The 5,488-nt window shown below is 71.9% G+C and carries 6 protein-coding genes and 4 pseudogenes; 7 read left to right on the forward strand and 3 right to left on the reverse strand.

Annotation, left to right across the window (positions count from 1 at the left end):
- Positions 1 to 842: thioesterase domain-containing protein (locus tag ABZ281_RS35765; RefSeq protein WP_356662233.1), on the forward strand; the 842-nt coding region annotated here is incomplete at its 5' end.
- A gap of 215 nt (positions 843 to 1,057) precedes the next feature.
- Positions 1,058 to 1,837, forward strand: coding sequence for a polysaccharide deacetylase family protein (locus tag ABZ281_RS35770; RefSeq protein ID WP_356662234.1), 780 nt, complete (start codon positions 1,058 to 1,060; stop codon positions 1,835 to 1,837).
- A 19-nt stretch (positions 1,838 to 1,856) separates the two neighbouring features.
- On the opposite strand, the pseudogene ABZ281_RS35775 reads toward ABZ281_RS35770, so the two are convergent.
- Positions 1,857 to 2,075 (reverse strand): annotated as a pseudogene (locus ABZ281_RS35775) (alpha/beta fold hydrolase); the annotation flags it as partial.
- Between the two features lie 243 nt (positions 2,076 to 2,318).
- On the opposite strand from ABZ281_RS35775, the gene ABZ281_RS35780 reads away from it, so the two are divergent.
- Positions 2,319 to 2,477, forward strand: a complete 159-nt coding sequence (locus ABZ281_RS35780; protein WP_356662235.1) for a hypothetical protein — start codon at positions 2,319 to 2,321, stop codon at positions 2,475 to 2,477.
- A gap of 25 nt (positions 2,478 to 2,502) precedes the next feature.
- On the opposite strand, the gene ABZ281_RS35785 is transcribed toward ABZ281_RS35780, so the two are convergent.
- The gene (locus ABZ281_RS35785; RefSeq protein WP_184914206.1) at positions 2,503 to 2,955 is read right to left on the reverse strand and encodes an Lrp/AsnC family transcriptional regulator; all 453 of its coding nucleotides are present in this window, start codon (positions 2,953 to 2,955) and stop codon (positions 2,503 to 2,505) included.
- A 111-nt stretch (positions 2,956 to 3,066) separates the two neighbouring features.
- On the opposite strand from ABZ281_RS35785, the gene ABZ281_RS35790 reads away from it, so the two are divergent.
- Both ABZ281_RS35790 and ABZ281_RS35795 read left to right on the forward strand, forming a co-directional pair.
- Positions 3,067 to 3,693 carry a LysE family translocator gene (locus ABZ281_RS35790; protein WP_356662236.1) on the forward strand — a complete coding sequence of 209 codons (627 nt, stop codon included), beginning with the start codon at positions 3,067 to 3,069 and terminating at the stop codon, positions 3,691 to 3,693.
- Positions 3,694 to 3,803: 110 nt separating this feature from the next.
- Positions 3,804 to 4,171: pseudogene (locus tag ABZ281_RS35795) on the forward strand (PaaI family thioesterase).
- Between the two features lie 9 nt (positions 4,172 to 4,180).
- Here ABZ281_RS35795 and ABZ281_RS35800 read toward each other — a convergent pair.
- A pseudogene (locus tag ABZ281_RS35800) lies at positions 4,181 to 4,640 on the reverse strand (formyltransferase family protein); the annotation flags it as partial.
- Here ABZ281_RS35800 and ABZ281_RS35805 point away from each other — a divergent pair.
- Together ABZ281_RS35805 and ABZ281_RS35810 are read left to right on the forward strand one after the other, a co-directional pair.
- Positions 4,608 to 5,239: pseudogene (locus ABZ281_RS35805) on the forward strand (GntR family transcriptional regulator). The pseudogenes ABZ281_RS35800 and ABZ281_RS35805 overlap by 33 nt on opposite strands.
- 114 nt (positions 5,240 to 5,353) lie before the next feature.
- A partial coding sequence (locus ABZ281_RS35810) for a PAS domain-containing protein (protein WP_356662237.1) occupies positions 5,354 to 5,488 on the forward strand: 135 nt, incomplete at its 3' end.

Raw genomic sequence — 5,488 nt, forward strand, 5'->3', positions numbered from 1 at the left:
TTCTCGGCAAGTTGTCCGGCACCCCGGTCACCACGGCGGTCACCGAGGCCGAGCGGCCCGCGTACACCCTCTCCTCGCTGTTCCGGAGCGTCAGTGCCGCCGGACAGCCGGTGGCGGCGATGCACCTGCTCGTCACCGCGTCCTGGGCGCTGCCCACCTTCACCGCCGTCCAGGGCGGCGAGCACGCGCTGCCCCCGATCCGCCGCTCCCACGGCCGGTCCGGCCCGGGACGGCCGACGGTCGCCTACTTCCTGGCCTACCACCCCTCCCTCGCGTCGGGCGGCGGAGACTTCCCCCGCTTCCACCGCGCCTTCCACGACGGCCTGGACGTCCTGGAGTTCCCGCACCCCGGGATCGGCACCGGGGCGGCCGTGCCACAGGACCTGGCCGCCCTGGCGCGCACGCAGGCGGAGAACGTCCTGGCTCACGTCGGCGACGGCCCCCTGGTGCTCGTGGGCCGGTCCGCGGGCGGCAACGTGGCACACCTCGTGGCCCACCACCTGGAGAGGATGGGCCGGGCACCGGTGGGAGTCGTCCTGCTGGACACCTACCACATCACGCCGGACAACCACGGCGAGGACTGGCTGCTGTCCCTGGCCGTTCCCCCGCCCCAGGACTCGGGGCGGCCCCTCTTCAGCGGGGACGACGACAGCGCGCCGGCGGCGACGGGGGCCTGCAACCGCATCTTCCTCGGCTGGCACGCGAGCCGGTCACCGCACCGACGCTCCTCGTCCGGGCGTCGCGCCCCACCTGCGCGATGGCCGCCTCCCTGGACGGCTGTGACTGGCGTACGTCCTGGCCGTCGGCGCACGACGTCCTGGACGTCCCCGGCGGCCAGCTGACGATGATGCAGGAACACGCCGATACCACCGCTTCGGTCGTCCGCACCTGGATCGAGAGGGCGTCCGCGGGCCCGGCGCGAGCGTGCCGGGCGGGCCGCCCGGACACCGCCGGGCAGCAGGATTGTCCGTGATCCGTAACAGACGGATCCGCCGGCCGCCTTCAGCCCTCTTGCCGTATGCACGGGCTCCACGGCGACGGCGAAGGAACAGAAGACATGGTGCGAAGTGGCGGGCGGGGTTGGTACGCCAAAGTACTGGCGGCGGCGCTCGGGGTGACCGCGGTGGCCGGCCTGAGCTCGTTCTGGAACGCGCAGGTCGGTTCCGGCGAGGAGCGACCCGCCCAGGGCGTCTCGGCGCCTCCCGCCCAGTCGCAGGGCCGCAAGGCGGCGCCCGTCCCGGCGGGCATCGTGCACGCCTCAAACGCGGGTGCCCGTGGCGTCAACATCACCATCGACGACGGACCGGACCCCGCCTGGACCCCCGAGGTGCTGCGGGTGCTGCGCGACAACGGTGTGAAGGCCACGTTCTGCATGGTGGGCACGCAGGCCCGCGCCCATCCGGACCTGGTCAAGGCGGTGGTGGCAGCCGGACACCGGCTCTGCGACCACACCGTCTCGCACGACGTCACCATGGACCGTAAGTCCAAGGCCTACCAGTCACAGCAGATCCTGGACGCCGAACGCATGATCACCAAGGCGTCCGGGGGTGTCCGCCCGCTGTACTACCGGGCGCCCGGCGGAGCGTTCACCCCCTACAGCCGTCACCTCGCCGCGTCCCACGGGATGCGCCCGCTCGGCTGGAACATCGACTCCAAGGACTTCGAACGGCCCGGCACGGAGGCCATGGTGGCCACCGTCAAGAACGAGATCTCCAACGGCCCGACCCTGCTCTTCCACGACGCGGGCGGAGACCGCTCGCAGACCGTTGCCGCCCTGCGAGAGGTTCTGCCGTGGCTGAAGGAGCAGGGTTACTCCTTCGGCTTCCCCGTGCGTTAGCCGCGGCCGGCGGAGCCGGGTCGTAGCCGGTCGTCGGCTGGGAGGACTGCCCGAAACCGCGCCGGTCGTAGGTGATCACGCGGTGACCGGCCTCGAGCAGGACGGCACTCTGCCGCTCCCAGGAGTGCCCGTCGAGCGGGAAGCCGTGGATGAGGACGACCGGCTGCCCGGATCCGTGGTCCTCGTAGTACAGGTCGACGGCGGTGGAGTTCTCCTGGCCCACGGTGATGTACGGCATGTGCTGCTTCCTCGCTTCCGAGCGGCTGATGCCAGGGACCAGGCCACGCCAGGACGGACGCGGCCCCGTCGATTGCCTACGGCGCACCGGTAGTTGACCGGGGGTGCACAGGCGGCCGTCGATTCTCGTCGCGGTGCACCACCACACCCGTCGTGACACCATCAAAGCCGTGGGAGGGTTCTTGACGCCTGATCAGCCTTCGGCGCCGCGTACGACGCCGCCGGGCGCCTGGGGTTGCGACGGATGGACAAGGACGTGCTGCGGGTCGTCAACGCGGTGGGCATGTCCCGCGCGGTGGCCTGCCTCGCGCTCGCGCCGCGGCTGCCCCTGCTGGTGGACGCGCTGAAGCCGGCCGTCGAGCAGTGGCGGACGATGCCGTTCGCCGCAGGACTGGACGGCTGAGGCCTGCCGCACACGCGACGGCCGCTCACTCGGGCAGCGGGCGGTCGTCGACGATGTGCTTCATGACGAGGGTGGAGTTGAGGCGCTGCACGCCGGGCAGCCGGGCGAGCTGCTGGTCGTAGAGCTGCTGGAAGGCGCCCAGGTCGGTGGTGGCGACGCGCAGCAGGTAGTCGGGGTCGCCGAACAGGCGCTGGGCCTGGAGCACGTGCGGGACGGCGGCCACGGCCTCTTCGAACGCGGAGACCGTGTCGGCGTCCTCCCAGCGCAGGGTGACGAAGACCAGGGCCTCGAAGTTCAGGCCCACGGCGGCCGGGTCCACCACCGCGCGGTACCCGCGGATCGCCCCCTCGCGTTCGAGGTCGCGCAGCCTGCGGTGACAGGGCGAGACGCTCAGTTTCACGCGTGCGGCCAGCTCGGTGACCGTGAGACGGCCGTCCAGCTGCAGCTCGGTAAGAATCTTCCGGTCCAGGGCATCCATGGAGAAGATTCTGCCCCAGATCCCGCGATCAAGGAGTAAAGAAGGGAACACCTTCGGGCCGATCCGGCCTAGCCTTCCTCTCGCACCACAGCACGTGAGAGGGAACGATCGATGGACACGACCACGCTGGCGGCCTTCCTCGCAGTGGATCTGCTGCTGATATTCACGCCCGGCGCGGACTGGGCCTACGCGATCACGGCGGGCCTGCGGGACCGGTCGGTCGTGCCGGCGGTCACCGGGCTGGTGGCCGGATACGCCGGGTACACCCTGCTCGCGGTGGCGGGGCTGGTGGTGATCGTGGCGAGCTCCGGGACGCTGCTCACCGCGCTGACCATGGCCGGGGCCGGCTACCTGGTGTGGCTCGGCTGGGGAGTGCTCCGGCAGCCCGCCACCCTGACCGCCTCCGCGGCGGAGGTGGGCACCGAGGGCTCCTCCCGCCTGCGGGTCATGCTCAGGGGGATCGGGATCAGCGGCCTGAACCCCAAGGCGCTGCTGCTCTACTTCTCCCTGTTCCCGCAGTTCATCGATCCCGCGGGGGCGTGGCCGGTCGCCGGCCAGACCGGCCTGCTCGGCTCGCTGCACATGACCGCCTGCGCCGTCGTCTACCTCACCGTCGGAGTTCTCGCCCGCACGGCCCTGAGGACCAGGCCCTCCGCGGCCAGGGCGGTGACCCGGGTCTCCGGTGCGATGATGATCGTCATCGGCGGGTTCCTGCTGGTGGAACGCCTGGCCGGCTGACGGACCCGAGCGGCCCCTGCCGAAGGAGCGCGCATGGACGAGCAGACCAGGGGCAGGCGAGCCCCGGGACGCAGGCACGCGTCCGGGACAGCTTCTCCCGCCAGGGCCCGATGGCCCACTCGGCGCCCGGATCACCCGGATCGCACCCGGATGTGTCCACATCGAGCTGCCGAGCCGTCCGGAAGTCATCCAGCAGCACGGCTACTTCCACGCGGGCTCGACCAGCGCCGTCGCGGACAGCGCGGGCGGCTACGCGGTCCTCGCCCGGTTCCCCGAGGGGACCGAGGTGTTCACCGTCGAGCACAAGATCAACCTCCTGTCACCGGCCGCCGGCGACCATCTGGAGGCGGTCGGCACGGTCCTGAAGTCCGGCCGGACGCTGACGGTGTGCAGGCTGGAGGTGTTCGGCGTCGAGGACGGCCGGCGGGGGCTCGTCGCGACCGGGCAGCAGACCCTGATCCGTATCGACCGGCCCTGACCTCAGGAGGATCACCGTGCGGCGGCCCTGGACGAAGACCCGGCCCTCGCAGTGCCGGCGCGGCCGCCCGCGCCGGGGCCGCCGACTCCGCGTCGCGGCCGGTGGCGGCGAGGTCCTCGGGCGGGTGGCTGTGGTCGACGTCGATGACCTCCGGGGCGATGATCGGACCCTCGTCGAGGTCCGGGGTGAGGTAATGGGCCGTCGCACCGACGCGTTCGACGCCGCGTTCGTGGGCCTGGTGGCACGGCCTGGCGCCCTTGAAGCTCGGCAGGAACGAGTGGTGGGTGTTGATCATCCGGCCGGGCAGCCGGGCTCACAGGTCGTCGGAGAGCACCTGCATGGAGCGCGCCGGCACGACCAGCTCGACGTCGAACGAGTCGACGATGCCGAGGAGCAGGGCCTCGGCCCCCGGCTTGGTCGCGGCGGTGACCGGCACGTGGAAGAACGGGATGCCGTGCCAGGTGACCAGTGCCTCGTGGTCGCGGTGCTCGACATCCGCCCGGGCGCCCCCGACCCACGAGGAGCAGCTCGCGCAGTCACTCGGCGTCGGGCGGACACCCGTCCGAGAGGCGCTGAAGCGGCTCCGGTACGAGCGCCTGATCACCACCTGCTCTCGGCGCGGCACCTTCGCCACCGAGGTCAACATCACCGGCCTCGTCCCTCTCTCCGAGGTGCGCCAGGAGCTCGAACCCCCGGCCACCGCCCAGGTGGCGCGGCGCGCCACGGCAGCGGACCGGGGGGTCCTGACGACCCTGCGGCGGGAGCTGGAGAGCGCGGATCCCGCCCGGCAGGACGCCGGCGAGCTGATGCGCCTGGACCTCCAGGTGGATCGCGCGGTCTACGCCGCCGCGCACAATCCGTATCTGGAGGACACCCTCGTCCGCCACGACAACCTCGCCACCCCGCATCTGGTGCCTGTTCCTCGACCGCCTGTCCGACATGGCGGGACACATCGAGGAGCACGGGCCGATGATCGAGGCGATCGTCGCGGGCGAGCCGGAGCGGGCGGCACGGCTCGCCCGCGGCCGCGTCGAGGGGTTCGAGCAGGCGATCCGCGCAACCATCTGAGCGTTCGCGCTGGTCACCGAGGTGCCCTTCGGCAGACGAGCCCCGGCGGGCCGGTAGCGGGACAATCGGGGCAGGGACTCGTGAGCAGGCAGGGGCGGCACATCCGGAGGCACCGTGCAGGGACGCGTACCGGAGGACTTGGCGTTCGTCGTCGACGCCGACGGAGCGATCATGGTGTGGAGCGACGGGGCTCGCCGCCTGCTCGGCTACGAACCCGCCGAGCTCGTGGGCAGGCCCGTCGACGATCTG

This window comes from Streptomyces sp. NPDC006265, from assembly GCF_040613555.1.
Classification (GTDB): Bacteria; Actinomycetota; Actinomycetes; order Streptomycetales; family Streptomycetaceae; genus Streptomyces.

What these genes read in the sequence shown, in the direction of transcription:
- ABZ281_RS35770 (WP_356662234.1), top strand. Translation starts at nt 1,058, where the DNA reads ATGGTGCGAAGTGGCGGGCGGGGTTGGTACGCCAAAGTACTGGCGGCG.
- ABZ281_RS35780 (WP_356662235.1), top strand. Translation starts at nt 2,319, where the DNA reads ATGGACAAGGACGTGCTGCGGGTCGTCAACGCGGTGGGCATGTCCCGC.
- ABZ281_RS35785 (WP_184914206.1), bottom strand. Translation starts at nt 2,955, where the DNA reads ATGGATGCCCTGGACCGGAAGATTCTTACCGAGCTGCAGCTGGACGGC.
- ABZ281_RS35790 (WP_356662236.1), top strand. Translation starts at nt 3,067, where the DNA reads ATGGACACGACCACGCTGGCGGCCTTCCTCGCAGTGGATCTGCTGCTG.